Below are 25,385 nucleotides of genomic sequence, written 5' to 3' on the forward strand. Positions count from 1 at the left end.
GCTGGGGATTCCGGTCCCTGGTCTGACCAAAAGGAGCATCCGCCTGCCTCGAAATGGCTAGCCTGCCGCCGCCCGACGGGGCGGGGCGAGGTCGATCCCGACCCAGGGGCCGAGTTCCCGCCCGATGAGCTCGGACAATTGGACGACGTCGTCCGCATAATAATCCATCAGGGCCTGACGGAGGACGGGGGTGAGCGGGGGATAGGCGATTTCCCGGGCGAGAAGCCCCCGGACCCTCGTGAACATGGCGTTGTTCCGCAACGGCTTCACGGCGCCCTTCAGCGGCTTGAGGAGGCGGCGCATGCCCAGCGGCAGGAAGCGTTCGGAAGCATCGTTGAAGCGGCGCGCGCCGGAGGACGGGGAATAGACTTCCGGGGCTCCGATGTGCCGGCAGACGGAACGCACCGTGTCCTCCGGACTGTTCCGCACGTCCTCGTACAGCAACACCTTGATCTGGTGCCTCGGGAAATGGTCGAACCAGCGCCTCAGATGCTTCGCGTAGAGGCCGTCTTCCAGAAAGCGGCGATGGTCGCGATTCGCGGGGGTGAGGTGAAGCTCCGGCCCGCCCCGGATCGTGCCTCTCCGGTACAGCATCTTGTAGTCCGAATAAGCGCGCTCCACGGGGTTGCGAAGCTGGACCACAAGCGGAACGCCGGGCAGCGCCCTGGCGAGGCGGGCCGGTGCCTGCGGGTGCGCCAGATAATCCGCCGACTTCTCGCCGAGCAGCTGGCCGGGCGCCGCGCCCCTGAAGAAGTCCGCGTAGAAGGCGAACCCGCGTTGATAGTCGCGGCTGAAGAAATGGGGCTCCGGGTCGGGCAGGTAGACGCCGGGATTGGCCTGCAGCTGGCCGTGCAGCCAGGTCGTTGCGCCTTTCACCGCACCAATGATCACGAAGTCGGGCAGAATGAGAGTGTCGGTCATCCAACGAGCTCCACGCAGCGGGATTTGGCGGCAAGGCATTTGAGGATGGCGGCCGCCATGAAGATCATGTCGGCATCGCCGAGCGTATGGTCGACGGGAAGGCAGATGTTGCGGCCGGCGAGCGAGGCCGCACCGTCGAGCGGCACCGGATTGACGAACCCTTCCGCCCTGAACGCCTCTTCGCGCGACATGTCGAAGCAGGTTCCGGCGCTTGCCGGAACACCGAGATCGATGAGGCTCCGCAGGAAGCTCGGATCGGAGGGAGTCCCGGCGATACCGGCATCGACGAGGAAGTTGAATTTGTAGAAAGCATGCTCGAGCCCGTCCGGGACCTGCGGGACCTGCAAAGCGGCCTCGTTCAGCAGCGCCTCGGTCAGGATGGCGGCATTTCGCCGACGCCTCGCCAGCCAGAGTGGCAGGCTGCGCAGCTGCACCCGGCCGATCGCAGCCTGCATCTCCGTCATCCGGAAATTGGAGCCGAAGCTGTCATGGACGTAGCGGAACGCGCCGGGAGGCGCCTTCGCCCGCACCTTGGCCAGGCTCTTGCCATGATCCTTATAGGCCCAGGCCCGGGCATGGACGGCCTCGTCGCGGAGCAGCAGCATCCCGCCTTCGCCGCCGGTCGACATGATCTTGTCGGTGCAGAAGGAGAATGCGGCCGCATCGCCGAAGCAGCCGACCTTCCGGCCATGATAGGTCGCGCCGTGCGCCTGCGCGCAATCCTCGACGAGGACGAGCCCGTGGGTGGTGGCGAGCGCCTGCAGCTCATCCATCGCGCACGGCCAGCCGCCGAGATGAACGCAGATGATGGCCCGCGTCCGAGCGTTGACCAGCTGCGCCGCCGAAGCCGGGTCGATCGTCTGGCTGACCGGGTCCACGTCCGCAAAGACCGGGGCCGCGCCCACTGCGACCACACAGGCCGCCGTGGCAAAGAAGCTTCGTGCCGGAACGATGACCTCGTCGCCCGGACCGACGCCGAGGGCACGAAGCGCAAGCTCGAGGGCCAGCGTTCCATTCGCCACCGCGATACCCAAAGGCGCGCCGCAAAAGGCCGCGAACTCCTGTTCGAACGCGCGGGTCTCCTCGCCATGAACGAGCGCATTGACCCGCCCGCTTTGCAGCACGTGCTGTACCGCCGCGATCTCGTCCGCATCGTGGCGGGGCCAGCCGGAGGCGATCTTGCCCACGGAAGCTCCGCTCCGCCCGGCGTCCGGATCAAGTGCGAGGGTGGCGCCCGCCGCGTCGAGCGTGGCGTAGGGACTGATCATGCTTTCCTCCCCGGATATCTCTTGAGCGGAATTGCCGGCTGGGTGCCGGGACCGCCGGTCAGGTCCTGCTCGGACGGCGGGTACATTTTGGATTCCTGGATGATCCTGAGCAGGGCAGGATCCCAGGCGGCATGCTTGGGCGCTTCGATCAGTGCGAGCGTCAGCGCCCGGAGCGCCTCGACATCGCCCTCCTTGATATGCTGTTCGAGCTGCGAGAAGCCGAGAACGAGGCGGTCGAGCGGCAGCGGGCAGGGACGTGCCTCGAACACGCCCGGAATCTGACTCGGGACCCGCTCCTCGGACGCGTCGAACAATTCCTCGTAGAGTTTCTCGCCCGGGCGCAGACCCACCACCCGGATCGCGTCGTCATCGAGCGGTCGGCCGGCAAGCCGCAGCATCCGCTTGGCGACGTCCATGATCTTGACCGGGGAACCCATGTCCAGAACGAAAATCGCTCCCCGGCTTCCCTGGAGCTCCATCGTCCGGGTGCTGCTCTGCAGAACCAGCTGAACCGCTTCCTCGACGGTCATGAAGAAGCGCTCCATGTCGGGATGGGTCACGGTCAGCGGCTTGCCCTGGGCGATCTGCTTCTTGAACAGGGGGATCAGCGATCCGCTGGAGCCGAGCACGTTGCCGAAGCGGACCGTCATGAAGCGGGGGCTGTCCAGGTCGGCGGAGCCGATCAGGTCGAGCGCCTGGCAGTAAAGTTCTCCCAGCCGCTTGGTCGCACCCATCATGCCGACCGGATTGACGGCCTTGTCGGTGGAGACCTGGACCATTGCCCGGGCCCCGAACTCGCAGACGGCATTCGCCACGTTTCGGGTTCCAAGGACATTGGTGTGGACGCCGTCGCACGGGCTCGCCTCGACGATCGGGACATGCTTCAAGGCCGCGGCATGGAAGACGAGCTGCGGCCGGTGCCGGTCGAACACCTTCCGCAGCGCCGGCATCTGGCGAATGGAGCAGAGCTCGGAATGGAAGGTGACCTCGGGAAATTTTTCCCGGACTTCCATGTCGATGGCGTAGAGATTGTATTCGCAGTGATCGAGAAGCACGATCTCGGCCGGGCGAAACCCGGCAATCTGGCGTACCAGCTCGCCGCCGATCGTTCCGCCTGCGCCAGTGACGAGGATGCGCTGGCCCGCAAGGGTCCGCTCGACCGGCCCCTTGTCGAGTTCGACCATTGCCCGTCCCAGCAGTTCGGCGAGAGGCAGTTGCTCGAGCTGGAGGTGGGATCCTGCGTCCCCACCCGGTCCGCCCCAAAGGTTGCGGATGCGGCCGATGGTGAGTTCGAGATCGTTCGCGGCAGGAAGCAGGCGGGCGAGCGCCGCTTGCGAGCGTTCGCTGTCTTCGTGGACGATGATCGCTTCCGGCCGACTGCCTCTGGCGGCGAGATCGCCGACCACCGGCCGCAGCCGATCGGTTGCACCGAGAACCTTGACGCCCCCGATCCTCAGTCGACCGACGTTGGGAGTCTCCGTCAGGATCCCGACCACTTCGAACGTGCAGGTCGCGTCCGCGCGGGCCAGTTCGATGATCGCCCGGGCCCAGTCCAGCTCGCCGACGAGCAACACGCGGCGGCGCTGCAGCGCGACAGCCTGGCGCGTCGCCCTGGCTCGCCACCGTTCGCGGATCGTCCGCCGGCAGATCCGCATCGCACCCATCACGCCGGTGAGAAGAATGACGTGCACCAGGATCGAGGGCAGCAGGAGGCTGGTATCGTTGAACGTCGAGGGGGAAAGATAGAGGCGGATCGCCCAGGGAAGGGCGAGGCCGCTGACGACGACGGCGCCGAGAAAGATGCAATCCTCGGAGCTCAGATAGCGCCAGCTTCGCTGGTATAGGCCGAACAGGAAGAAGGCGGTCACGGCGAGCACGGCGAACAAGGCGAGCGCTCCGGGTGAGGCCGGCACCGCGCGGGGCGCGTCGCCGTCGACCCGCGCGACTGCGAGCAGCAAGGTGAGCGTGACGGCCGCCGCATCGAGACCGGCGACCGCGAACAGGCGCAGCAGCCCGGCGCCGGAGCGGGGGAGCAGGCCGCCCGCCCTGGTCGGCCCGGCGGCTCGAGGCGCTCTCTCGCTGGCAGGGCGGGGCGCCGGCGTCGTTGCCGGGCCGAAGCCAGATTCTTTCGCCATGGAGACAGCTCCTCCTTCATCACGTCGAAGAGCAGACGGATCGATCACGGGCGATGCGCCCGTCGTGCCGACTCTTTCGCGGCGCAGAATGCCAAAGCGTGCCGTGGATTAAGTCCACCATTCAGCCACTAGCCGTTATCGTGCGGATCGGCCGCTCCGCCTACCGGATGGCGATTGCGCTACCTCTTTCGGGGTATCGGCGGGCGCGACCGGGCAGAAGACGCACCCGTCAGGCGCGTCGGGGACAGCCCGATCGCGCCGCGCGAACGGCATCGGCGTCAGGCCCTAACTCTTTCGCATGATGCTCGGAATGGCAGGCCCGTCGCAGCCCACGCACCCGTAGAAAAGGGAAACCGGCGCTGCCGGCGGCCGCGGCATCGCCGATGGCGCCAGGCCGGGGGGCGGATGAAGGGCTGATCATGAAGATAGTGGTTCTGGCAAGCCTGGCGATGTCGCTGGTCCGGTTTCGTGGAAAACTCCTCGAAGAGCTGGTGAAGGCCGGCCATGAGGTTGTCGCCTGCGCCCCGGACGTCGATGCCGAGGTGATCCGGGCGTTGGAGCAGATGGGCGCGCGCTACCGCCAAACGCCGATGGCACGCGCCGGCCTCAACCCCTTGCGCGACCTCGCAACCCTGGCGCGTTATGCCTGGCTTTGCGTCGACGAGAAGCCTGACGCGATCATCGCCTATACCCAGAAACCGATCATCTATGGGGGCCTCGTCGCTCGACTGCGCGCCGTGCGCTTCCATGTCGTGATGAGCGGCCTCGGCTACGTCTATAGCGAGGCAGCCGACCGCCGTGTCTGGCTTCGCAAGCTCGTGTCGCGCCTATATCGCGCCGGAGTCGCGCGTGCGGAGACGATTTTCGTGTTCAACGACGACGATCGTCGGATGATGCTGGAGCATGGCATCATCGACCCGCAGCATCGGGTCCTGCAGGTGCCCGGCTCGGGCGTGGACACAGGCCATTATACGATGGCGAGGCTGCCCGAGGGACCGCCTTGCTTCCTGATGATGGCGCGCCTGATGCGCGACAAGGGCGTCGGCGACTATATCGAAGCGGCACGCAGGCTGCGCCCGTCACTGCCGGACGCGCGTTTCATGCTGCTCGGACGTCCCGAAACCGAGAATCCGACCGGCTATTCGCACGAGGATGTGCAGGCCTGGGCGCGGGAGGGTCTGATCGAGCATATCCCGGAAACGCGGGATGTCCGTCCCTATCTCGCACAATGCCACGCGTTCGTACTGCCGTCTTTCTACCGGGAAGGTCTGCCGCGCACGATCCTCGAAGCCATGTCGAGCGGCCGCCCGGTGATCACATGCGACCTGCCCGGCTGTCGCGATGCCATCACCGACGGGGTGACCGGCTTCCTGGTGCCGGCACGATCGCCGGAGACGCTTGCGGCGGCGATGCTGCGCATCGTTGAAGACCGCAAGCGTCTCGAGCAGATGGCGGCGGCGGCACGGGAAGCGGCGACCGCCCGCTATGACGTGCGCAAGGTCAATGCATTGCTCATTCGCGCGATGGGGCTGCATACGGTTGGGCGGGGGCGATCGCACCTGCGCGATCAGGTTCCGGCGGAAGTCGAGGCCTGATCGATGTCGCGCCTTGCCGAAATGCTCCTCGCTCTCCTCGTCGGCCTGGTGGCCGCGCCCTTGGCTGCGCTGGTTGCGTTTGCCGTCCGGCTCAGCGTGGGCCGGCCGATTTTCTTCACCCAGACGCGCGCCGGGCTCGGCGGCGCCGCGTTCGAGATCCTCAAGTTCAGGACGATGCTGGACCTGCGCGACGGCTCCGGTACGCTCCTGCCGGATTCGCGGCGCGTGACACGCATTGGACACCTGCTCCGGCGAACGAGGCTCGACGAGCTTCCCGAACTGATCAACATCCTGCGTGGGGAGATGTCGTTTGTCGGTCCAAGGCCGCTGCTTCCGGAGACGATCGCGGCATTCGGCGCCGGCGGGATCGCGCGCGGTCGCGTCCGGCCCGGATTGACCGGCTGGGCGCAGGTCAACGGCAACACCCTGCTCACGTCCGAGGAAAAGCTGGAGCTGGATCTCTGGTACGTCGCCAACCGGTCGTTCGTGCGCGATCTCGCGATCCTGGTGCGGACGATCGGCGTGATGATCCTTGGCGAGCGGCGCAACGACACCAATCTGGAGAAAGCCATTGCGGGCGGTCATCATCGGGGCTGTTGAGAGCAGCTTCATCGCCGCGGAGGCGATCGCGTCGGCTCCGGACTGGGTTCTGGCGGCGATCTTCACGCTCGACCCGCTCCTCGCCGGGCGGCATTCGGACTTTTACGACCTCGCGCCCATCGCCGTGGAGGCGGGTGCCGAGCTCGTCGCCGTCCGCGGCATCAACGACCCGGAGGCGCTGGCGCGCCTGTCCCGGTTTCAACCCGACTACATCTTCGTGATCGGCTGGTCGCAGATCTGCAAGCCCGAGCTGATGGCGATCTGCCCTGGCCGCGTGATCGGCTACCACCCCGCGGCACTGCCCCGCATGCGCGGCCGTGCGGCGATCCCCTGGACGATCCTGGCCGGGGAGCCGATCACGGCCGGAACCCTGTTCTGGATGGACGAGGGCGTCGACAGCGGTGCGATCCTCGACCAGGAATTCTTCCACGTTTCTTGTGCCGAAACGGCCGCATCGCTTTACCGGAAGCATATGAAGGCCCTGGCGGCGATGATGCGGCGGACCCTGGCGGACCTCGGCGCAGGCACGGCGCGCCGCGACGTCCAGGATGAACATTATGCCACCTGGACGACCCGGAGGACCGCGGCCGACGGGGAGATTGATTGGCGCAGGCCGGCCGACGAGATCGAGCGCCTAGTCCGGGCCGTCGGTCGGCCATATCCCGGTGCCTTCACGACATCCGGAGCCGGACGGCTGACTTTATGGGCCGCTGAACGATCAGGACTTGGCGAACGCTGCCGTGCCGTACCGGGCCAGGTCGTGGCAATCGATGCCGCGGGATTCACGATCTTCTGCGGCGACCAGGGCGCCTTGACGGTCACCTCCTGGGAGCATGAGACCGGCAAGGCGCCCCGGCTCCATGCCGTGCTGGGGCGGCCGGCATGAACGCGCTCGATGGCTGGCGGCGGATCGCGATCGTCGCACCGCATCCGGACGACGAGGTCCTCGGATGTGGCGGGACGATGGCGCGGCTCGCAAAGGCGGGTGCGGAGGTCCATGTCGTCATCGTCACCAAAGGCTATAGCCCACGTTTTCCGGAGGAGATGGTCTCGACCGTGCGCGACGAGGCCCGGCGCGCCCACGAGGCCCTCGGAGTCGCGCGCACGCATCATCTCGATCTGCCTGCGGCCGAGCTCGACCAGGTCCCGATCAGCGATCTCAACGGGCAACTTGGCGAGACCCTCGGCGAGATCGGTCCGGACACCCTGCTCGTGCCGTTCATCGGCGACATTCATGTCGACCACCAGCTCGTGTTCAACGCGGCGCTCGTCTGGGCACGTCCACGCGGGCCCTCGGCGCCCGCCCGCGTCCTCGCTTATGAAACGCTCTCGGAGACCAACTGGTGGGCGCCGGGAATCACGCCACCGTTCACGCCGAATTGCTTCGTCGACATCACCGCCGAACTGGAGGCGAAGCTCGCGGCCTTCTCGCAGTTCCGCTCTCAGCTCAAGGCCTATCCGGACGAGCGTTCCCTAGAGGCGATCCGTGCGCTGGCGATGATGCGCGGCGCGGCCGTATATCGTGCGGCCGCCGAGGCCTATGTGCTCATCCGCGGAATATGCTGAAGAAAGGTGCCGTTGGCGGCTGCCGATCGCCGGCGGTACTTCCAGGGAAGCGGTCTCGAGCAGGACGCTTTATTTGGATCGACTGTTAATAACTTTTATTGGCCATGTTGAGCTTGTAAACCGGAGTGGTCCACATGCGCTCGATTGAGTCGCGCGCGCGCATTTTTCTTCGCGCCGCGACGCGAGTCGCGCCCGTCGGGGCGCTGCCGCCGGGTAACATGCCGTTATAACAGCCAGCAAACGTTCCGGCTGTGACTACGCCTTTTGGGTGAGGAGTCGGCCCTGCATGACATGTCTCCTCCGCAACAATAGCCGAAAAGCTCCGAAAAGCAGGCGTAAGCCTTTTTTAACGACTGCCCTTTCGAGGTAGGCACTTCCGTGATTGGACACGTGGCCTGCCCTCTGGTACTATTGCTGCACAAGATCGATGTCGATTCCAGCGGCACGACGGTCTTGCGAGTTCGCTTCGCTTATCCAAACAATCAGCCCTTCACGCCTCGAGCGCGGCATAGAACTGCGCGGTGAATCGTGAAGTGGTCAGTCGGTAAGAGGGGGTAAAGATGCCAGACTCGATCAATGTCGCACTTGTCGGTCGCAATGCACTCACCCGTGAGGGACTCTGCAGGATATTGGCGGAACAGGGATTCGATGTTCGCGCATCGGCGGCGAGGCCATCGGAGCTAAGGTCTTCGGCCGACGCCCTGTGCGGCCTCGAAAATTGTCTGGTCGTCGCGGACGTGGGAATGAATGGCTGCGAGCCTGAAATGATCGAGACGATCCAGGCACACGTCGCGGGTGCGAGGATCGTTCTCCTCGCCGACGAATTCGATTTCGAAACGATGCTGACCGCCTTCCGGCAGGGCGCGAGCGGCTATATCGTCAAGGAGATCACGCCGGTGCCGTTGATCGCCTCGCTGAAGCTGGCCGCGACCGGCGAGAAAGTCCTTCCCTCCCAGCTGGCCGAGCAATTGCCGGCCCACGCTCCGGCGGCGGCAAGCGATGCGGTCCAGAAGACGATCGACAGCGCTCAGCTCTCCGATCGCGAGACCGAGATCCTGCGCTGCCTGATCATGGGCTGTCCCAACAAGATCATCTCGCGCGTGCTCGACATCAGCGAGGCGACGGTAAAGGTCCATGTGAAGGCGATCCTGCGCAAGGTTCGCGTCCACAACAGGACCCAGGCGGCGATCTGGGCGGTCAATCGCGGCCTCGAGGGGATCACGCTCAACGCCCAGCAAATGGGCCCATGGCTGGAGTCCGAGGCGATCGAGTTCACTGCGCTGACGCCGCAGGTCTTCGCGCATGAGGCGCTGCCCCAGCTCGCGATCGCGGCCCACTGAGCGGAAAAGCGGGACATCGCGAGGAGGTGAGCCATGGCGGGATCGTCCGTACCCGATGCTCCGCCCGTGCCACAGGACCTTCAGGTACAGAGCCTGACGCAGCGGCTCGTCAATATCGGGCACCTGCTTTCCGGCAGCTTCGGCAACGCGGCGATCATGCTTGTGAGCGTCGCCGTGGCGGCGCGCGCGCTCGGCCCTGAAATCTATGGCGTGATGGTGCTGGTGCTCGCTTATGGCCGTACGGTCGAGCGTGTCCTGAGGTTCGAATCGTGGCAGCCGCTGATCCGGTACACGGCGCTCGAGGAGGGCGAGCCGGACCGCGAGCGGCTCGGCCGCCTTTACGCTCTGGGGTTGATGCTCGACGTGTCGACGGCCCTGCTGGCCGCACTCGTCACCTGGGGAGGGGCGGCGCTGCTGGGCCCCTTGTTCGGCCTTGATCCTGCCCATGTGGGCCTGGTCGCGATCTATGCGGCTGCACTTGCCGTGAACATCACCGGAGTCCCGACTGCAGCGCTTCGCATGGCAGGCCGTTTCCGGATACTCGCCTACAGCCAGCTTGCCGCAAACATCCTCCGCATCGGTCTCGCGATGCTGTGTGCCCATCAGCAATGGGGCATCGCGGCGTTCATCCTTTCCTGGACGATCGCGCAGATCGCGGGATCCCTGCTGTTTTTGTGGCTCGGCTACGGCGCGTTGCGCAGCCTCGGAATACCGGGGCCGTTCTCCGTGCGCTGGCGCGGCCTTCGCGCGAGCTTTCCCGGGTTCATGTCGTTCGCCTGGTCCACCAACCTGTCGATGACGATGCGCACCCTCACCCAGGAAGCCGATTCGCTGCTGGTCGGCGCGCTCGCAGGCCCGGCTGCAGCGAGCTTCTATTATCTCGCCAAGCGCATCGGCAAGGTCGCTCAGCAGGTCGGAGCGCAGGTCCAGGCCGTGATCTACCCCGATGTCGCCCGCATCTGGGCACGCGGGCAGCGGGAGCGGTTCAGGTCCACGGTGCTCCAGACCCAGGCTGCACTGGCGGGGGTCGGCCTCGCCGGTCTTGCGGCCGCCTGGCTGCTCGGAGAGTGGATCATCAGGATCGGCCCAGGCGCCCTTTATGCGGCGGCCTATCCGTTGCTGTTGACGCAATTGGTGGCGGTGGTTCTCACCATGCATGCCGCGCCCTCGCGGTCGGCGCTGCTCGCAATGCATCGTCCGGGCCTGGTTCTGGCGGTCTCCGCGGTCGGTGTGGCCATCTTCCTTGGAACGAGCTTCCTGGCCATCCCGCATCTCGGGGCCATCGGTGCCAACATCGCCCACATCGCGCTGGCGGGCTTTACGGCCGTCATTCTCGACATTGCCTGGCTGCGCGGATCGCGGGCGGGGCATCCGGAAGTGCCGGCATCGCTGGTTGCCGCAGCGGGCCGCTAGCCTCGGATTGAAGTCGCGCGTGCTGCCGCACGTTCGGGTTCAAGCCCGCGACTAGTTCGTTCGACCTACCTCGCAAGCTTCACGATTTCGCCGATATTCCGCAGCGCCGGCGTGCGCGGCCGCGCTAATCTGTTCGGCGGAGGCGGTGCGCCTCGGAGTCCGGCAGGTTCGGGAGCGTTGCGCGATGAACTGGAGGGTGCTTCACCCGCTGTACAAGCCGTTGAGCTCGATATTCGGCAGGGGCACCGCGGTGGCTGTGATCACTGCTTATGGCGATCGCGCCGACACGCTCGAAGCCTTGAAGGCATTGCTTCGGGAGAAGGGGATTGCCCGCTCCCGCTCGGAACTGATGAGTCTTCCGCGCATGGGCCACAAGAGCGTCGACGCGATGCTGCAATCGATTTTCGCGGACGACCTGCAGGAGGGTGGCGCGGAGGCGATGCGCGCAGCGATCCGGGAGGACCTGCATCGCGCAATGGAAGCCAGGGCCAGCGACCGGGTGGAATCGGCCCGCCTACAGCTGCGGCGCGCGGAGGCGACGCTGGCGGAAATCCGAACGCGCAAGAAGCCGAAGTGAAAACGGATTGGCGCATGCGGCGGCCCGGCCGATATGCAGGCGGGCCGCCGCTTGCTTGCGGACGCGCAGCTTTCGAGCCCGGAGCCCGGGCTGCTCGCCCTAGAATAAGGGCATGAGAATGATCGGACCAGGCTGAGCCTGATCCAGTCATGTTCTAGTTGCCCATGCCCTTGGTGGACCTGTCGCCGCGATCCTTCACCCGGAAGCTCCATCCCTCACCCTCGGGACGGCATTCGCGCATGTAATAAGACGGATCTTCCTCCCTGGCATCGGCAAGGGCTGCCTTGCACTCCGGCTTCGTGGCGTAAATGACGCTGTCGTCGACCGCCGCCGCAGCGGTCGGAAGAGCAAGGGCGAACCCGAGCAATCCGACTGTTCTGAGCATCCTCATTGCAAGTTCCTCCTGTCGCGGCGGATGCCGCACCCGAATCTTAAGCCGCGGCGTCACGCGTTCCGAACACTATCTCTCGCGCCGGCCAGCGATTGCGGAGTAGATCTTTGGGCCGAAACGGCGCTCGTCGGCCGGCGTCGGCGTCATCATCTGCAGAAGGACAGGATCCGCTCGGCCAGGTCATGCCGGCAGATCAGCAGATCGGGCAATTCCGGGCATGGCTTGTTGTAGGCCATGTGGGACCCGTCCAGCCTGGACACGTGCAGGCCTGCGGCGACGGCAACGGCAGCCGGAGCACAATTGTCCCATTCGAACTGCCCGCCGCTGTGCAGGTAGATGTCCGCTTCGCCGCGGAGCACCGCCATCGCCTTCGCGCCGGCCGAGCCCATCGGCACGAGCTCGGCCTGGAGCTCGGTCGCTACCGCCAGCGCCTCCGGCGCGGGCCGGGTCCGACTGACCAGCATCCTCAGTCCACGATTGCTTTGCGGGAGCGATGGCGGGCGCCCGCTGTCCATCGTCAGGCCGAGATCGGGGAGGGCGACAGCGCCCACCGCTGCCCGGCCCTCGATCGCCAGGCCGACATGGACCGCCCAGTCGGAGCGCCCCTCGCCATATTCGCGCGTGCCGTCGAGCGGGTCGATGATCCAGCAGCGTGGGTTCGCCAGCCGGTCGGCCGTGCTGGCCGTCTCTTCCGAGAGCACCGCATCGCCCGGGCGATGTCTGGCAAGGGCTTCGAGAAGATAGGCGTTCGACAGCAGATCGCCCGCCTTGCCAAGAGCCTTCCCGGTCTGCTTCCCCTCCGCCCGGAGCTGGAGAAGCAGAGCGCCTGCCTCGGTTGCGAGCGTGCGGGCAAGATTTGCATCATTCATCGGTGCCGCTCCAGGCTTCGACAGGGAAGGTTGAAGGCCCGGGACGAACCGCCCGGCGACCCCCGGAAACATCAACGTTCGAGAAGCAGCGCGACGATCTGCTCCGCCGCGTCCTCGGGCGAGATCGCGGTCGTGTCGATGCGGAGGTCCGGCGCCTCCGGCGCTTCATAGGGCGAGTCGATGCCCGTGAAGTTGCGCAGCGCGCCTGCCCGGGCCTTGCGATACAGGCCCTTGACGTCCCGCATCTCCGCGACGTCCAGGGGCGTGTCGACATGGATCTCGATGAAGTCGCGCCCGAACATGCTTCGGACCATGTCGCGTTCCGCGCGGAACGGCGAGATGAAGGCCGTGAGCACGATCAACCCCGCATCGGTCATCAGGCGCGCGACCTCCGCGACCCGTCGGACATTCTCGACCCGGTCGGCATCGGTGAACCCTAGATCCCGGCAGAGGCCGTGACGCACGTTGTCGCCGTCCAGGAGAAAGCTGTGCTTGCCGAGCGCGAGCAACTTCTTTTCGACCAGATTGGCGATCGTCGACTTTCCCGACCCGGACAGGCCGGTGAACCAGAGCAGTTTCGGCTGCTGTGCCTTCTGGGCGGCATGCGCTTCGCGACTGACCTCGAGCGCCTGCCATTGTATGTTGTGCGAACGCCGCAAGGCGAAATGGATCATGCCGGCACCGACCGTGTTGTTCGTCAGCCGGTCAATGATGATGAAGCCGCCGAGATCGGCACTTCGTGCATAGGGCATGAAGGGAAGGGCCCTGTCGGCCGCGAGGTTCACGACGCCGATTCCATTCAGCGGCAGCGTCTTGCCTGCCTCCTGGCCGAGCGTATTCACGTCGACCTGGTATTTGAGGTCCGTGATGCGCACGGGAACGGTGTTGGCCCCCATCTTCAGCAGATAGGGACGCTGGGGAAGCATCGGATCCTCGCCGAGCCAGACCAGCGTCGCCTCGAACTGGTCGGCCACCTCGATCGGGTCGGCCGACGCCGACAGCACATCGCCGCGGGCACAGTCGACCTCGTCGGTAAAGGTCACCGTGACCGCCTGGCCAGCCGCTGCCGCCGGCAGGTCGCCGTCCATGGTCACGATGCGCTCGATGGTGGTGGTGCGTCCCGACGGAAGAACGCGCACGGCGTCGCCGGGACAAAGAAGTCCGGTGGTCACGAGGCCGGAGAATCCGCGGAAGCTCGAATTGGGACGGTTCACCCACTGGACGACCATCGTGAACGGAAGTTCGACGAGCCGTTCCCCATCGACCACCACCGAATCCAGATAGTCCAGCAATGTTGGCCCGTGATGCCAGTGCATTTTGGAGCAGCGGCTCGCGACATTCTCGCCCGACAGACCGCAAAGCGGGATCGGCACGACGTTCTCGATCCCCAGCGATTGAGCGAACGCGCGATAATCCTCAACGATCTCGTCGAACCGCTCCCGACTGTAGCCGACCAGATCCATCTTGTTGACGGCGAGCACCACGTTGCGGATGCCGACCAGATGGCAAAGATAGCTGTGACGCCGGGTCTGCGTCAGCACGCCCTTGCGGGCGTCGACCAGGATGATCGCGGCGTCCGCGGTCGAGGCACCGGTGATCATGTTGCGTGTATATTGCTCGTGGCCAGGGGTGTCGGCGACGATGAACCGCCGGTTTGCAGTCTCGAACATCCGGTAGGCGACATCGATGGTGATGCCTTGCTCGCGCTCGGCGGAAAGCCCGTCGACGAGCAGCGCGAAATCGAGCCCCTCGCTTGTGGTCCCGTGCACGCGCGATTCCCGCTCGAGCGCTTCCACCTGGTCGGCGAGCAGGGATTTCGAGTCGAACAGAAGCCGCCCGATCAGGGTCGACTTGCCGTCATCGACCGAACCGCAGGTAATGAACCGAAGAAGGTTCTTGTCGCCCGACGCGTCGACGTCGGGAAGCGCGATCTGTGCAAGAGCGGACGCCATGTTCATCAGAAATACCCCTCGAGCTTCTTCTTCTCCATGCTGGCCGCCTGGTCGCTGTCGATGGCGCGGCCCTGACGCTCCGAAGTCGTCGACAGCGAAGTCTCGTCGATGATCTCGGAGATCGTGCGCGCCTCGCTGAGGACTGCGCCGGTGAGCGGGTAACAGCCGAGCGTGCGGAAGCGCACCGATCTCAGCGTCGGCGCTTCGCCCGGACGGAGCGGGAAACGCCCGTCGTCGACCATGTACAGGACGCCGTCGCGTTCCACGGTCGGCCGTGGCGCGGCGAAATAAAGCGGCACGATCTCGATGGCTTCCCGCGCGATATACCGCCAGACGTCGAGCTCGGTCCAGTTCGACAACGGGAACACCCGGATCGATTCGCCCCGATCCTTGCGTGCATTGTAGAGCCGCCACAATTCGGGACGCTGCGTCCTCGGATCCCAGCGATGGGCGGCCGTGCGGAACGAGAAGATCCGTTCCTTGGCGCGTGACTTTTCCTCGTCCCGCCGGGCACCGCCGAAGGCCGCGTCGAAACCGAACTTGTCGAGTGCCTGCTTCAGGCCCTCGGTCTTCCACATGTCGGTGTGGATGGGCCCGTGGAAAGGCGTGATGCCCATTCTCTCCGCTTCCGGATTGCGATGGACGAGCAGCTCGATGCCGGGTTCGGCCGCGACCCTGTCGCGGAGCGCATACATGTCGCGGAACTTCCAGGTGGTGTCGACATGGAGCAGCGGAAACGGCAGCGGCGACGGGTAGAAGGCCTTCCGCGCGAGATGCAGCATCACCGCGGAATCCTTGCCGATGCTGTAGAGCATGACCGGTCGCTCGGCCTCGGCGGCCACCTCGCGGATGATGTGGATGCTCTCCGCCTCGAGACGGTCGAGGTGGCTGGATCCCGCCGCCCGCCCGGCATTGCGAATGCCTTGCCCGGTGGCCGCCGGGAGCGGCTGTGGCGCGGCGGTCAACGGCCGCTGCGGTTCGATCGGACTTTGCACATGACCTCCATCACGTCTGAGACAAATGACTCATGAACTGCGCGACGATCTGGGTCCGGTTGCTGACCCCGGTCTGCGTCATGACCGATCGTATGTGGACCTTGACCGTGCTCTCGCTGATGTTGAGCAGGTTGGCGATCGCGCGGTTCGACATGCCCAGCGCGAGCAGCCGGACCACTTCCTGCTGTCGAGGCGTCAATTGACTGAAGGTGTCGCGTTCGGCCCATTCGTCGCCGGCGGGGCTCGCCGCATCTTCACCGCTTCCCGACAGTGCGCTCCGGATCAGATTGATCGCCGCGCGCGGGTAGACGACGAGATCGGCGGTCAGCAGGCGGATTGTCGAGATCACCGCCTGGAGATTGGTGTCCGTCGTCAGCACACCGCGCACACCGCATTGAAGCGCTTCGAGCAGCCGCTCCGCATCGCCATCCGGCGTGACGACGAGGATCAGGGCACCCGGCCATCGTCGCATGGCGTCGCGCACGTCTTCCGTCAGCGTCGCCATATTCTCTGCGGCACGCTCGTGCTGGAGCAGCACGAGGTCGGGACTGGCGATCTCGCCCGCCGCGGCGAGCCGGTCGAAGGCATGGACCTGGAAGTCCGGTGCCGCGACGAGGCCCGCGGACGTGCATGCACGTGTGAAGGGCCGCGGATCGATCAGCACGACACAGGTCTTCTGGTGACGGTCCATTGTCAGCAATCCAGCGGTGCCGAATGCGGCGGTCGTGTCCACCTCACGCGGCCTCGTGCCGGCGCGCGCCGCGGCGCAGTCTCGCGAACCAGGCGGGGCGCTCCTTCTCTTCGTCGTAAGTCGCCACCGACGCCGCGTAGAATTGCAGCGGGTCGCCATGCCCGCGCTTGGCATGCTCGGCATAGTCGACCCGGTTGATCACGGCGCCATCGACCTGCTCCTGAAGGATCTGGCTCGCCGCCCGCATCTGTTCGATCGTGGTCTTGCCCCATTGGACGACCATGATCGTGCTGTCCGCAAGGCCGACGATCGTGCGCGCATCGCGGACGGAGAGAACCGACGGCGCGTTGATCACGACCAGATCGAAATCGTTGCGAAGGTCTCCGAGCAGGCGGCGGATCTGGGTGAGGCGGATGAAGGCGGCAGGATCGGCACTGCTCCTCGAGGCCAGCACGACCGGCGTGTAGGTCGGCGCGTCGCGCGCGCTTTCGGCGGGCTCGGGCGGCGGCAGCAGCCTGGTCGTCTGCGCGCCGCCGACCAGATAGTCCATCAGGTCGGGGCCTTGCGAGAGATCTCCTTCCAAAGGGGAAATGCCCTTGTTCCGGTTGCGGAAATCGAGGTCCACGACGACCGCCCGCCGTCCCGCCGCCGCAGCCGCGGCGACAAGGGCGACCGCGACCATGGACTTGCCCGCGCCGGGTAAGGGCGAGGTCACCAGAACGCTGTTATGCGTGTTTTCGGGCGCGAGATGCTCGACTTCCGCGAACAGGTTGCGAGCGACTTCGGCATAGACCGAGTGGGGCTGCCGCGTGACGAGGCTACCGTCCGCGTCGGTGAGCGTCGCCGCGTTGACCTTCGGGAACATGGCGAACGTCCGCAAGCCGAACAGCTGCGCGATCTGCTCGCTCGACCAGATCCGGTTGTCGAACATCTCGAGGGCGAAGATGAGCAGGAGCCCGAGGATCATCGAGCCGGAAAATGCGGCGAGCGCGGCCTTCTTGGGTGCCGGCGCCACCGGCTGGTCCGGAACCGTCGCCTGCGAGATGAGCGAGGAGTTGACGCCGGTGGTCTTGAGCTCCGCACGGACGTCCTGGGCACGCTGCGCGGTGACGATGTAGCTCTGCTTGAGGACCTCGGCCCGGCGCTCCAGGGCCGCGAGCTGCACGAGATTTTCGCTGTTCGAGAAGGCCTTGGACCGAATCACGCCGACCCGGCTCTCCAGCGTGCTGGCGCGGGCGGCAGCCGCTGCGGCCTCGCTCGCGGCAAGCTGACGTTCCCGTGCAGCGGCGGCGTTGGCCCGGTCCCGCTCGGCGCGCGCGCTCGCGAGCTGCTCGCGTTCGATGCCACCCCGGATCTCAGCGAGCTGCGCATCGATCCGCTGCATTTCGGGATGGCGGGCGCCGTAGGTGACCTTGAGGTCCGAGCGCTGCCGCATCAGATCCTCATATTGGCGCTGCTGCTGCTCGAGCAGCGCGGATTTGCCGGCATTCGCCCGATAGAGGGTATCGGCGCCCGGCATGCCGGCGGTGCGGGCGGCCATCGCCGCGCGTGCCGCACTTGCCGATGCCGCCTCGACGGCGATCCGGTTCAGCTGCTGATAATCCTCCGGGCCGCCGGCACCGGCCAGCATGCCATGCTGGCGTCGGAAGTCTGCGATCGCCTGCTCGGCCGCCTGGGTCTCAGCGGCAAGCCGGTCGCGCTCGCCGGCGAGCGCGATCGCGGTACGCTCCTTGCGGATGTTGCGCCGGCCGAACTTCAGCTCCTGGAGGCTGTCTACGAACTGGTTGGCGATTCGGGCCGCAAGTTCCGGCGAACGTGATTGCACGACGATGTCGATCAGGTCCGAGTCGCCCGTGCTGTTGATCTTGGTCATGTTCTCGAGCCTCGCGCTGGCGCGCAGGATCGCCCGGTCGGGATCGCCATTGTCGGCCTGCAGCATGAAGCGCGGATCATGGATGAGATCGAGGTCGCGCACGACTTTCTCGGCCAGGGCACGGGATCGGTAGAGGCGCGCCTCGTTCGCGACACGCTGCTGATTGCGCGCGGCGACGTCGGCCTGGTTGGCGCCGGTGGCGTCATTCAGCTCGACCTGTGTGGTGGCGACGGCTTCATAGAGGCGCGGCGTCAGCAATTGGGAGATCGTGACCGCGCCGGTGACAAGGGCGACGACCAGGAACAGCAGGATCTTGCGGCGGCGGATGATGCTCCACATCTGCCGTATCGACAGCAGCTGGTTCGCGTGAACGGGGCTGGTCATAGAGCGAGGCGCGGCGCCGCCGCCGTCGCTTGGAGCGGTTGGACCGAGCAGTCGAGCCTGAACGTTCATCTCTCTTCTCCGCAACCTTGCGCCTGCAGGCTCGGCGCCCCTGCGTCGGGCGCCACGTCGCATGATCCTGCAAGGTGGAGTGGCGCCACGCAAAAGCCCTTGGGAGAAAAGGCAAGGGCATAGTGGTTAGGCCTTTGGGAGGAAGCGGCCGCCAACTAGCCCTTTCGTGCTTCCCGACCGACACGCCGGCGCGGCGGGAAGCCCTGTCGCGCAGGTCGCTCAGCCGGAATGGTTAGGCCTTGCGCATAAGGCTTACGACCGTTGTTCGCCTGCCGAGGCCGGTGGTCTTCCGCTAAGCGAACCGGGAACCGCGCGCATTGCCGCCGGTGCAGGGGGCTCGATGAGGATTGCCGTCATCAGTGACGTTCATGCTGCCGCCGGCCCGCTGCGCGCGGCGCTCGCGGCGGCGCGCGACACGGGCTTCGACCAGCTCCTCATTCTCGGAGACCTTCTGACCTACGGCGCCGAGCCGGCGGAGACGCTCGATCTCGTGGAGGATGCCGTGGAACGCGACGGCGCGCTGCTCGTGCGCGGCAATCATGACTCGATCTATCTCGACAGGGAAAGCGGCTGCCCCGGCTACGAACTGACGATCCCGCCCTGGATACGGGAGTCGGTGGACTGGACCTGCGAGCGCCTCCAGGGACGAAGTCTGGGCGGGTTTGCATGGCGCGACGAGTGGTCGCGGGACGGTCTCCTTGCCGCGCACGCCAATCCCAACGGCCCGGGAGACTGGTCCTATCTTCGGACGTCCGAGGACCTCGAGGCCGCCGCATCCGCGCTCGCCGCCCGCGGACTGAGCGCCGGTCTGTTCGGCCATACCCATCGCTATCGCCGCCATGCGGACGGACGCCGCACCGTCCTGACCGTCGGCTCGGTCGGGCAGCCGCGCGATGCGGCTCGGACGAGCGAGTGGACGCTGATATGCTGGGCCGGAGGGAGGCTGCTGGCGGAGCGTCGGCCCGTGTCCGTGGAATGGGGCACTCTCGTCCGTGCCGTTCGCGCAACCGATCTTTCGGACGACACAAAAGATCGCATCTGCAGGTATTATTCATGATCAAGGCAGTCGTAACCGGCGGAGGCGCCGTTCTCGGCCAAGGCATCATTCTCGCGCTGCGCCGGTCGGAGCTCGACGCGACGATCGTCGTCACCGACCCAAATCCCCTGTCCGCCGGGCTCTACTGGGGCGATACCGCCTATCGCGTGCCGCTCGCGGACGACCCCTCTTACGTCGAGGCGATCGCCAGCCTGCTCGAGCGCGAGCGGCCCGATGTCGTGCTCGTCGGGACGGACGTCGAGCTCGCCGCATTCGCGGCGCACCGGCCGGCGCTCGAAGCGCGGTTCGACACCCGGATCATCGTCAGCGCGCCTGAGGTGGTGGCGATCGCCGACGACAAATTCCGCACGTTCGAGTTTCTGCGCGACCATGGCTTCGATCCGCCCGCATCGGCGCGCGCTGAGGACGGGCCGTCAGTGGAAGCCCTGCTGTCGAAGGTCGGTTTCCCACTGGTCGTGAAGCCGCGCGTCGGTGCCCGTTCCGTCGGCGTCTCCGTGGTACACGACCGGCAGGAGCTGGACGACGCGATACGGGGGCGGAGCGGGCTGGTCGTCCAGGAGTGCGTGGGCACTTCCGACACCGAATATACCGCAAGCGTGCTGGTGTTCGACGGAGTCGCGGCGGCGTCCATCGTCATGCGGCGGGACCTGAGGGATGGGAACACCTTCCGCGCTTATTCCGGCGCCTATGACGCGCTGAATGCGGAAGTGCGCAGGCTTGGAGAGGCGCTTGCGCCGTTCGGGCCCGCCAATTTCCAGTTCAGGACCGACCGTCAGGGCAGGCCGCGCGTGTTCGAGATCAACGCGCGCTTCTCGGGTGCGACCCCGCTGCGCGCGCTCGTCGGGTTCAACGAGGTGGAAATGTGCCTGAGACATGTCCTGCTGGACGAGCCGATCGTCGCACCGGATGTGCGTGAGGCGATCATCCTTCGCCATCTCAGCGAAACGGTGGTGACCCGCGAGGCGGTCGAGCAGGTCAAATGACGGGCAGGCGACTCCTGCTTGCCGTGACGGGCGGCACCGGCTTTATCGGCCGCCGCTTCGTCGAGGCCGTGCGCGGCGTTCATGACGTGCGGCTGCTCCTTCGCGATCCTGCCGGCCTGTCCGGAGCGGACGCCAGGCGGTTCGACCTGCTTGGGGAAGAGCCGCTCGATCCCGTGCTCCTGGAGGATGTCGACGCGGTCATCCATCTCGCGGCGAGGGTTCCGCCGGATCATTTCGATCCTTCCGAAGCGAAAACGTGCATGGCCGCAAATGCGTTCGGCACGTTGCGGCTGGTGGAGGCGATGCGGGCGGCCGGGGTCGGGCGACTGCTGCAGACGACCAGTGCGAATGCCTACGCGCCCTGGGTCGAGCGGCCCGACGAGGAGGCTGCACTCTACCCGGTCAGCCGCGTCTATTATCTTGCGTCCAAGATCGCTCAAGAGCTGCTTGCCGGCGCATCCTGCGCCGCCGGCGGGATCGGCCTCACGACGCTTCGCCTCTCCTCGGTCTATGGCGCCGGACAGAGCAAGGGTGCCGTGCCCGCCCTGATCCGTGCCCTGCGCAGCGGTGAGAGGCTCAGGCTGATCGACGGTGGCCGCTTCGGCGCCGATTTCGTCCAGGTGAATGATGTCGTGGCCGCGTTGCTGCGCTGTCTGGAAGGCGGGGTGAGCGGCGTCTACAATGTCGGGTCGGGGCAGCGCGCTACCATCCGAGACATCGCTTGCCACCTGCTCGCGATCGCCGGTGAGGACGAGCAGCGCCTGGATATCCGGCCGGGCGGCGATACCGCCGACTTCGGATTCGCGCCGCTTGCGATTGAAAAGCTTGAGGCGCTGGGCTGGGGGCCGACGCCGCTCGAGCATGGCCTCGCGGTCATGCTCGCCGCGCTCGATCATGGTGGCGGGAAGTTCGCGGCCAATGCCGGGCCCGCACCGGCAGTCGTGCAACAATGCACTGACGGCAGATGGTGAACTCCCTTGCGAAGTTCGGGCGGCTTTCTGCACCGATTGTCATGTTTCCGGGCGGCAACCCACCCGTGAGATCATCCGAACGATCACCCTTCCTTGCTCGAAAGGTCCGCGGATTGGCCGGATGGCCAACTGGCGACCCCACGATGCCGGTGCCTACAGTGCCGATCATCGATCACGAAGCGGGAGGTTCTCGTGGGGGGAAGGGTGACGGGCGGCGGCGGATCGCCGGCTAGTCGGGAAGGGGAGAAGGCACGGGATGGCGCCGCCAAGGCCCATGCGTCTTCGCCGCGCGGTCGCGAACCGGCGGGAGCCGGCAAGCCCGGGTTCGTCTCCGACTTCACCGGGATCGTCTATGACGAATCCGGCTGTCCGATCCTCTGATCCGGACCCACCGCGCCTGCAGACATGAGAAAAGCCCGGGCGAGCCCTGAGCACACGGAAGCTTCGGGCAGTGTCGGGTGCCGGCTGCGGCCGTTACCAGCGAGGACGAAACAGATGACGCAGAAGATACTCGTGACCGGCGCCGCCGGTTTCATCGGCTTTCATGTTGCCGCGCACCTGCTCGCTCGCGGCGATCAGGTCATCGGCATTGACAGTCTCAACGATTATTATGCGACCTCCCTCAAGCAGGACCGCCTGCGCGTCCTGCAATCGGGCCATGGCGATCGCTTCGATTTCCGCCGGATCGACTTTTCCGACTGGCACGCGCTCGAGAGCGGCCTCGCCGGAACGTCCTTCGACGCCATCGTGCACCTTGGCGCGCAGGCCGGGGTGCGCTACTCGATCCTCAACCCCCGCGCTTATGCCCAGTCCAATCTCGTGGGACATCTCAACCTGCTGGAAATCGCCCGCGCCCGCGGCTCCCGTCATCTCGTCTACGCTTCCTCCTCCTCGGTCTATGGCGGCAACGACAGCCTTCCCTTCCGGGTCGAGGATCGTGTCGACCACCCGCTCAGCCTCTATGCGGCGACCAAGAAGGCCGACGAGCTGATGAGCGAGACCTATGCGCACCTTTACCGCCTGCCGCAGACCGGGCTCCGCTTCTTCACCGTGTACGGGCCCTGGGGCCGGCCCGACATGGCGATGTGGATCTTCACCAGCGCGATCCTCCAAGGCCGTCCGATCGACGTCTATGGCGAAGGCGACATGCGGCGGGACTTCACCTATGTCGATGACATCGTCAGCGGCGTCGTCGCCTGCCTCGACAATCCGCCCGCTGACGACGGCTGCGAAAAGGCCGGCGGGAGCCGGGCGCCACATCGCCTCTACAATATCGGAAACAATCGTTCCGAGGAACTGACCAGGATGATCGACCTGATCGAGCGCAGTTGCGGTCGTCCTGCGATGCGACGGTTGATGCCGATCCAGCCGGGCGACGTCCGCGACACCTTCGCCGACATCAGCGCGATCGAACGGGATCTCGGCTTCCGCCCCACGACCCCGATCGACGTCGGCATTCCCCGCTTCGTCCAGTGGTTTCGCGACTATCAGGGCAACGCGTCCGCAGGCCGCGCCGCCGCCTGAACCGCGCCGCGGCGACAATCGGCGATGCTCAGCGGCTATGCTCGTTGAGCACCACCTGGGAGACGTGTCGCCGCCCGCCGGAGCGGCTGAGCTGGACGAAGACATCGATCGTCCTCTCCACGTAGAAATGAACGTCCTCACGGCCGAGCCGGGTGCCGCCCTGCAGCACGAGCAGAGCGATCTGCTCGACCGCCCGCTCCGCGGAATCGGCATGAACGGTGGTCATCGATCCGGGATGTCCCGTGTTCACCGCCCGCAGGAAGGCATAGGCTTCCTCGCCCCTGAGCTCTCCGAGAATGATCCGGTCGGGGCGCATCCGCAGGGATGCCGCAACGAGGTCGTTGGCGGTGACTTCGCTCTCGCCCAGCCGGCTGCGGGCGGCGACCAGGCCGACCGCGTTGGCCTGCCGGATCTGAAGCTCGGGCGTATCCTCGACGAAGATCAGGCGTTCCTCCGGGGGGATCTCCCGAAGCAGCGCATTGAGGAAAGTGGTCTTGCCGGTGGAGGTTCCCCCGGAGATGAGGATGTTCTTGCGGGCGCGGACCGCCTCTGCCAGCACTCCGGCGACATCGCCGCGGCGCAGGCGCTGGTCGAGCGCGGCGTCGACACCGTGATGGTCGACGCCGGCCTGGATCGTGACATCGTTCAGCGCTCCGGCCTCGACATAATCGGCAAGGCTGAGATCCGTCTGGACGTGCTTGCGAATGGCAAGCGCCAGATGGCCGCGCGTCGCCGGCGGTGCGACCACCTGGACCCGGGAACCGTCCGGCAGGATCGCCGACAGCAGCGGATGCTCGCGGCTGATGCCCTGGTGCGACATCGCCGCGATCTGGCGGGCGAGGCGCCATAGCGTGGTTTCATCGAGCTCCGGCACGGGCTTGCTTTCGATTGCGCCGGCCATCGTCTCGAACCAGATCTCGCCGGGCCCGTTGACGTAGATGTCGGTGATGTCCGGCCGCTCGAGTACCGCACGCAGCGGCGCGAGATAGCTTTGGAGGTAGATGCCCGTAGCACCCTGCGCGCCCGCCGCCATCAGCGTGCCCCGACGCCCGTGAAGTCCAGATCCCGGGCGACGAATACGCCGATGCTCCGGCCTGCCGCGACCTTGAGCGTCGGCCGGATCGGCTCGGACGGGGCAAAAGTCCCGGCCACGGCAGTGCTGCCGGGCGCCGCCACGATGACCGAGGCATTGTTGCTCCGCGACGCCAGCGCCACCCCGATGTCGACGGCCGATTGCAGGATCGCGCCGGCGAAGCGCTGGAAGAAATGGGTGTCGACGCTCGCGCGTACCCCGCCGCGACCCAGCGTGTCGGTGGTCGGAGAGCCGATCGCGATCGTTGCGCCATCGGGTCGGATCAGCCGAACCCAGTTGATCAAGGCCCGCTTCTGGCCCGGAGTCCCGTCCGCCCGATACTCGCCGATCAGGCGGCTGCCGCGGGGAATGAGCACTCGGGTGCCGCCGAAGCCTCGAACGTCGCGGGCGACGATCGCCCTGGCAAAGCCGGGACGGCTGGAGTCGAACGCCGTTTCGAGCACGGCGGGGATCAGGGTACCCTGCGGCACGGTGGTCTCCCGGTTGGCAAGCATGGCTGCGCGGGCACGGGCGCCGAGCGCGCCCGCCTCCGTGCCGGTCGGGGCGCCTGTCGGGGCGGCGTCGCTGGGCGCGCCTGCGGCGGCGGGGCCGGTCGTGTCGATCACCAGAGCGGGGCCGGGATCCGCGCGCACCTGCGGCGGCGGACCGACCGGGGGCATGACCGACGGCGCGTAGACCTCCGGCTCCGGCGCAGCCGATGCGGGGGACGGAGCCTGGGGCGGCAACGCCATCGGTTGCGGCGGCGCGGGCACGAGCCGCGCCTCCGGCGGAATGCGGGCCGTCATGGTCGCCGTCCCCGCCGACGGCGCCTGCAAGGATGGCGGCGTTCGAAGGTCGGGCGGAACGTAGAGGGGAGGCGGTGGAGCGGGGAAATTCCCGCCTCCCGAAGAGTCCTCGACGCGGGTCTCGGAAGCCTGTCTGCGCCGCGACTCGAGGAAGAGGAACAGGATCACCGCGGCCGCGCCGGCCAGGACGACCAGCAGCCACAGCGTCTTGCCCGAACTGCGCCTGGCGACGACCGGCTCGACCTCGGCTTGCGCGGTCGGCTGCCCGTCAACGCGCGGATCCGTATATCGGTCGATACTGGCCATCACCGCCTGTCCGGAGCGCGAACCGGT

General features: G+C 66.5%; 23 protein-coding genes. 12 read left to right on the forward strand and 11 right to left on the reverse strand.

Annotated elements, in window-relative coordinates; translation table 11 throughout:
- Positions 1-57: 57 nt before the first annotated feature.
- From ETR14_RS17035 to ETR14_RS17045, 3 genes are read right to left on the reverse strand one after another with little or no spacing between them, the layout of a single operon-like run.
- Complete coding sequence (locus ETR14_RS17035) at positions 58-921, reverse strand: sulfotransferase (protein WP_129386537.1); 864 nt, start codon at positions 919-921, stop codon at positions 58-60.
- A complete protein-coding gene (locus tag ETR14_RS17040; protein ID WP_129386540.1) occupies positions 918-2,189 on the reverse strand; it encodes a DegT/DnrJ/EryC1/StrS aminotransferase family protein in 1,272 nt (423 codons plus the stop codon). Before ETR14_RS17040 ends, ETR14_RS17035 begins: the two co-directional genes overlap by 4 nt.
- Positions 2,186-4,324 carry a nucleoside-diphosphate sugar epimerase/dehydratase gene (locus ETR14_RS17045; protein WP_129386543.1) on the reverse strand — a complete coding sequence of 713 codons (2,139 nt, stop codon included), beginning with the start codon at positions 4,322-4,324 and terminating at the stop codon, positions 2,186-2,188. The genes ETR14_RS17040 and ETR14_RS17045 overlap by 4 nt, the downstream gene beginning before the upstream one ends.
- A gap of 419 nt (positions 4,325-4,743) precedes the next feature.
- Between ETR14_RS17045 and ETR14_RS17050 the strand changes: the two genes are divergently transcribed.
- The 7 genes from ETR14_RS17050 (at position 4,744) to ETR14_RS17080 (ending at position 11,415) form a co-directional block, all read left to right on the forward strand.
- Positions 4,744-5,919 (forward strand): glycosyltransferase family 4 protein, encoded by a 1,176-nt coding sequence (locus tag ETR14_RS17050; RefSeq protein WP_129386546.1) that lies wholly within the window; start codon positions 4,744-4,746, stop codon positions 5,917-5,919.
- 3 nt (positions 5,920-5,922) lie between these two features.
- Positions 5,923-6,519, forward strand: coding sequence for a sugar transferase (locus ETR14_RS17055; protein ID WP_243455559.1), 597 nt, complete (start codon positions 5,923-5,925; stop codon positions 6,517-6,519).
- Entirely contained in the window at positions 6,491-7,405 is a 915-nt protein-coding gene (locus tag ETR14_RS17060; RefSeq protein ID WP_243455560.1) for a methionyl-tRNA formyltransferase, read from the forward strand. Before ETR14_RS17055 ends, ETR14_RS17060 begins: the two co-directional genes overlap by 29 nt.
- Complete coding sequence (locus ETR14_RS17065) at positions 7,402-8,085, forward strand: PIG-L deacetylase family protein (protein WP_129386549.1); 684 nt, start codon at positions 7,402-7,404, stop codon at positions 8,083-8,085. Before ETR14_RS17060 ends, ETR14_RS17065 begins: the two co-directional genes overlap by 4 nt.
- A 764-nt stretch (positions 8,086-8,849) precedes the next feature.
- The gene (locus ETR14_RS17070; protein ID WP_165356491.1) at positions 8,850-9,425 is read left to right on the forward strand and encodes a response regulator transcription factor; all 576 of its coding nucleotides are present in this window, start codon (positions 8,850-8,852) and stop codon (positions 9,423-9,425) included.
- Between the two features lie 33 nt (positions 9,426-9,458).
- Complete coding sequence (locus ETR14_RS17075; protein WP_129386555.1) at positions 9,459-10,838, forward strand: lipopolysaccharide biosynthesis protein; 1,380 nt, start codon at positions 9,459-9,461, stop codon at positions 10,836-10,838.
- Between the two features lie 184 nt (positions 10,839-11,022).
- Positions 11,023-11,415, forward strand: coding sequence for a hypothetical protein (locus ETR14_RS17080; protein ID WP_129386558.1), 393 nt, complete (start codon positions 11,023-11,025; stop codon positions 11,413-11,415).
- A 154-nt stretch (positions 11,416-11,569) separates the two neighbouring features.
- Here ETR14_RS17080 and ETR14_RS17085 read toward each other — a convergent pair whose 3' ends face one another.
- From ETR14_RS17085 to ETR14_RS17110, 6 genes are all read right to left on the reverse strand, one after another.
- Positions 11,570-11,806, reverse strand: coding sequence for a hypothetical protein (locus ETR14_RS17085; RefSeq protein WP_129386561.1), 237 nt, complete (start codon positions 11,804-11,806; stop codon positions 11,570-11,572).
- A gap of 146 nt (positions 11,807-11,952) precedes the next feature.
- The gene (locus ETR14_RS17090; protein ID WP_129386564.1) at positions 11,953-12,675 is read right to left on the reverse strand and encodes a 3'(2'),5'-bisphosphate nucleotidase CysQ; all 723 of its coding nucleotides are present in this window, start codon (positions 12,673-12,675) and stop codon (positions 11,953-11,955) included.
- A gap of 71 nt (positions 12,676-12,746) precedes the next feature.
- Positions 12,747-14,633: a sulfate adenylyltransferase subunit CysN gene (gene cysN, locus ETR14_RS17095; protein WP_129386567.1), complete on the reverse strand. Its 1,887-nt coding sequence runs from the start codon at positions 14,631-14,633 to the stop codon at positions 12,747-12,749.
- On the reverse strand, positions 14,633-15,547 hold the full coding sequence (gene cysD / locus ETR14_RS17100; protein ID WP_206186099.1) for a sulfate adenylyltransferase subunit CysD: 915 nt from the start codon (positions 15,545-15,547) through the stop codon (positions 14,633-14,635). The genes cysN and cysD overlap by 1 nt, the downstream gene beginning before the upstream one ends.
- A gap of 85 nt (positions 15,548-15,632) precedes the next feature.
- Positions 15,633-16,355 carry a response regulator transcription factor gene (locus ETR14_RS17105; RefSeq protein WP_129386570.1) on the reverse strand — a complete coding sequence of 241 codons (723 nt, stop codon included), beginning with the start codon at positions 16,353-16,355 and terminating at the stop codon, positions 15,633-15,635.
- A 1-nt stretch (position 16,356) separates the two neighbouring features.
- Positions 16,357-18,639 carry an exopolysaccharide transport family protein gene (locus ETR14_RS17110; RefSeq protein WP_165356492.1) on the reverse strand — a complete coding sequence of 761 codons (2,283 nt, stop codon included), beginning with the start codon at positions 18,637-18,639 and terminating at the stop codon, positions 16,357-16,359.
- Positions 18,640-18,979: 340 nt separating this feature from the next.
- On the opposite strand from ETR14_RS17110, the gene ETR14_RS17115 reads away from it, so the two are divergent.
- The 5 genes from ETR14_RS17115 (at position 18,980) to ETR14_RS17135 (ending at position 23,174) form a co-directional block, all read left to right on the forward strand.
- Positions 18,980-19,696: a metallophosphoesterase gene (locus tag ETR14_RS17115; protein ID WP_129386576.1), complete on the forward strand. Its 717-nt coding sequence runs from the start codon at positions 18,980-18,982 to the stop codon at positions 19,694-19,696.
- On the forward strand, positions 19,693-20,679 hold the full coding sequence (locus tag ETR14_RS17120) for an ATP-grasp domain-containing protein (RefSeq protein ID WP_243455561.1): 987 nt from the start codon (positions 19,693-19,695) through the stop codon (positions 20,677-20,679). Before ETR14_RS17115 ends, ETR14_RS17120 begins: the two co-directional genes overlap by 4 nt.
- A complete protein-coding gene (locus ETR14_RS17125; RefSeq protein WP_129386579.1) occupies positions 20,676-21,650 on the forward strand; it encodes an NAD(P)-dependent oxidoreductase in 975 nt (324 codons plus the stop codon). Before ETR14_RS17120 ends, ETR14_RS17125 begins: the two co-directional genes overlap by 4 nt.
- Before the next feature lie 192 nt (positions 21,651-21,842).
- Positions 21,843-22,031: a hypothetical protein gene (locus ETR14_RS17130; RefSeq protein ID WP_129386581.1), complete on the forward strand. Its 189-nt coding sequence runs from the start codon at positions 21,843-21,845 to the stop codon at positions 22,029-22,031.
- Positions 22,032-22,145: 114 nt separating this feature from the next.
- Positions 22,146-23,174, forward strand: coding sequence for an NAD-dependent epimerase/dehydratase family protein (locus tag ETR14_RS17135; RefSeq protein ID WP_129386583.1), 1,029 nt, complete (start codon positions 22,146-22,148; stop codon positions 23,172-23,174).
- A 28-nt stretch (positions 23,175-23,202) separates the two neighbouring features.
- On the opposite strand, the gene virB11 is transcribed toward ETR14_RS17135, so the two are convergent.
- Positions 23,203-24,207, reverse strand: coding sequence for a P-type DNA transfer ATPase VirB11 (gene virB11, locus ETR14_RS17140; protein ID WP_129386585.1), 1,005 nt, complete (start codon positions 24,205-24,207; stop codon positions 23,203-23,205).
- Complete coding sequence (locus ETR14_RS29275; RefSeq protein WP_243455562.1) at positions 24,207-25,358, reverse strand: TrbI/VirB10 family protein; 1,152 nt, start codon at positions 25,356-25,358, stop codon at positions 24,207-24,209. Before ETR14_RS29275 ends, virB11 begins: the two co-directional genes overlap by 1 nt.
- Positions 25,359-25,385 lie beyond the last annotated feature (27 nt).

Source organism: Sphingosinicella sp. BN140058 (assembly GCF_004135585.1).
Taxonomy (GTDB): domain Bacteria; phylum Pseudomonadota; class Alphaproteobacteria; order Sphingomonadales; family Sphingomonadaceae; genus Allosphingosinicella.